The 3,097-nt window shown below is 74.0% G+C and carries 3 protein-coding genes; 2 read left to right on the forward strand and 1 reads right to left on the reverse strand.

The features are described from left to right. On the forward strand, nt 1–969 hold a 969-nt coding region (locus AOK22_RS38725), incomplete at its 5' end, for an aldehyde dehydrogenase family protein (RefSeq protein WP_055703308.1). Between the two features lie 23 nt (nt 970–992). After that, nucleotides 993–2,075 carry a Zn-dependent alcohol dehydrogenase gene (locus AOK22_RS38730; RefSeq protein ID WP_055703309.1) on the forward strand — a complete coding sequence of 361 codons (1,083 nt, stop codon included), beginning with the start codon at nt 993–995 and terminating at the stop codon, nt 2,073–2,075. A gap of 33 nt (nt 2,076–2,108) precedes the next feature. On the opposite strand, the gene AOK22_RS38735 is transcribed toward AOK22_RS38730, so the two are convergent. Beyond that, nucleotides 2,109–3,092 (reverse strand): urea transporter, encoded by a 984-nt coding sequence (locus AOK22_RS38735; RefSeq protein WP_055703310.1) that lies wholly within the window; start codon nt 3,090–3,092, stop codon nt 2,109–2,111. Between the last annotated feature and the right edge of the window lie 5 nt (nt 3,093–3,097).

Raw genomic sequence — 3,097 nt, forward strand, 5'->3', positions numbered from 1 at the left:
CGCGCGATCACGCCGTGGAACTACCCCCTCCACCAGATCGTCAACAAGGTCGCCCCCGCGCTCGCCGCGGGCTGCACGGTCGTGCTCAAGCCCGCCGAGGACACCCCGCTCACCGCGCAGCTCTTCGCCGAGGCGGTGCACGACGCGGGCGTACCGGCGGGCGTGTTCAACCTCGTCACCGGCCTCGGCCCGGTCGCGGGCCAGGCGCTCGCCGAGCACGAGGGCGTCGACCTCGTCTCGTTCACCGGCTCGACGGCGGTCGGCAAGCGGATCGGCGCCACGGCGGGCGCGGCGGTCAAGCGCGTCGCCCTGGAGCTCGGCGGCAAGTCCGCCAACGTCATCCTGCCGAGCGCCGACCTCGCCAAGGCCGTGAACGTCGGCGTCGCGAACGTCATGTCCAACTCCGGCCAGACGTGCAGCGCGTGGACCCGCATGCTCGTCCACGCCGACCAGTACGACGAGGCGGTGGAGCTTGCGGCGGCCGCCGCGGCCAAGTACGGCCCCCGCATCGGCCCCGTCGTCAACGCCAAGCAGCACGCGCGCGTGCGCGGCTACATCGCCAAGGGCGTCGAGGAAGGCGCCCGGGTCGTGGCGGGCGGCCCCGAAGCGCCCACGGAGAAGGGCTACTTCGTCCAGCCGACCGTCTTCGCCGACGTCACTCCCGAGATGACCATCGCCCAGGAGGAGATCTTCGGGCCGGTCGTCTCGATCATCCGCTACACGGACGAGGACGACGCCCTGCGCATCGCCAACGGCACCGTGTACGGGCTCGCGGGCGCGGTGTGGGCGGCCGACGACGCCGAGGCGGTGGCCTTCGCCCGCCGGATGGACACCGGCCAGGTCGACATCAACGGCGGCAGCTTCAACCCGCTGGCGCCCTTCGGCGGTTACAAGCAGTCGGGCGTCGGCCGCGAGCTCGGCGCGCACGGCCTCTCCGAGTACCTCCAGACCAAGTCCCTGCAGTTCTAGATCCCTAGGGAGTTCCTCGCATCATGGTCCGCGCCGCTGTCTTCCCCGCCGTCGGGGCCCCGATGGAGATCGCCGACATCGACCTGCCCGAGCCGGGACCGGGGCAGGTCCGGGTCCGGCTCGCCGCCGCCGGGGTCTGCCACTCCGACCTGTCCCTGGCCAACGGCACGATGCGGGTGCCCGTGCCCGCCGTCCTCGGGCACGAGGGGGCCGGCACCGTCGTCTCCGTCGGCGAGGGCGTCACGCACGTCGCGCCCGGCGACGGCGTCGTCCTCAACTGGGCGCCGTCCTGCGGCAGCTGCCACGCCTGCGAGCTCGGCGAGGTCTGGTTGTGCGCGCACGCCCTGGCGGGTTCCGCGAACGTCCACGCCCGCCGGTCGTCCGACGGCAGCGAGCTGCACCCGGGTCTGAACGTCGCCGCGTTCGCCGAGGAGACGGTCGTCGCAGGGAACTGCGTCCTGCCGGTGCCGGACGGCGTCCCGCTCACCGACGCCGCGCTGCTGGGCTGCGCCGTCCTGACCGGTTACGGTGCCGTGCACCACTCGGCCCGGGTCCGCAAGGGCGAGACGGTCGCCGTCCACGGCGTCGGCGGCCTGGGCCTCGCCGCGCTGCAGGCGGCCCGCGTCGCGGGCGCCTCCCGGATCGTCGCGGTGGACGTCTCGCCGGACAAGGAGGAGCTCGCCCGCCGGGCCGGGGCGACGGACTACGTGGTCGCCTCCGATACGACGGCCCGCGACATCCGCGCCCTCACCGGCAAGCAGGGCGTCGACGTGGCGGTGGAGTGCGTGGGCCGCGCGGCGACGATCCGCGCGGCCTGGGACTCGACCCGGCGCGGCGGACGCACCACGGTCGTCGGCATCGGCGGCAAGGACCAGGAGGTCACGTTCAACGCGCTGGAGCTGTTCCACTGGGGCAGGACCCTGTCCGGGTGCGTCTACGGCAACTCCGACCCCTCGGCAGACCTGCCGGTCCTGGCCGAGCACATCCGCGAGGGGCGCCTGGACCTGAGCGTCCTGGTGACCGACCGGATCGGCCTCGACGGCATCCCCGCCGCCTTCGACAACATGCTCGCGGGCAAGGGCGGCCGGGCGCTGGTCGTCTTCTGACCCGCGCGGGCGCCGCGGACCCGGGCGGGCGCTTCAGTCCCGCGCGGGTACGTCGGTCCGGGCGGGCGCTTCGGTCCGCGCGGCCGGACCGGTCAGCCGCGGGAAGGACGCGGCCCCGGCCAGGAACACCAGCGTCGTCAGCACGAACGGCCACGTGAAGGTGTGTCCGCCCGACGGCGCGAAGAGCGCCGACATCGCCGAGCCGACCGCCGTCGCGGCGGCGGCGCCCACGAGTGCGTACGTGAGTGTCGCCGCCCGCGCGGGCAGGAAGACGCCGCACAGCGCGAGGGCGACGAGGATGGAGTTGTAGCTCATCGTGCCGTCGGTGATCTGCGCGGCGGGGGCGCCGAGCGCCCACGCGGTGGCGATCCCGACGGCGTTGCCGAGGCAGGCCACGGCCGCCGCGCGCCGGCTGCCGATCAGCAGGCCGACGAGCAGCACCAGCCCCACGTACCACTGCGGCATGAAGAAGATCTCGGCGAAGGCCGAGCAGAACCCCTTGACCAGGTCGAGGGGTTCGAGCGCGGTGGGGCCCGACGCCGGGCTCGTGAGGGACGCGAGGCCCGTGCCCTGGTGCCAGACCCGCTGGAAGCCGGGTGCGGCGATCGTCATCGTGGACGCGAGCAGGCAGTACGGCAGGGTCAGCGTCGGCAGGCCCCAGCCGCCCAGCACGTTCGCCACGGCCGCCGTCATGACCGTGACGACCACGCAGCCGCCGAGCGCGAGCAGTGCCGTCGAGAGGTGTCCGGCGCCCAGGAAGACCGCGAAACAGAGGCCCGTCAGACAGCCGTTGAAGCCTTCGAGGCCGGTCGTGACGCGCTCGCGGTCCGCGCCGAGGAGCCGTGCGGTGGCGGTGCTCACGGCGGTGCCGAGCAGGCCGTAGAGCCCGTACTTCCAGCCCGCGGCGAAGAGCGCCACGCAGAAGAGGACGCCCGTGGCGACGCTCGGCAGGAAGGTGACCTGTGCCTGTCCGCGCAGCACCTGTGCGGCGAACCGGCGGACCTGGGGCGGCCCCACGGCCC

The organism is Streptomyces silaceus (assembly GCF_001419745.1).
Classification (GTDB): domain Bacteria; phylum Actinomycetota; class Actinomycetes; order Streptomycetales; family Streptomycetaceae; genus Streptomyces; species Streptomyces silaceus.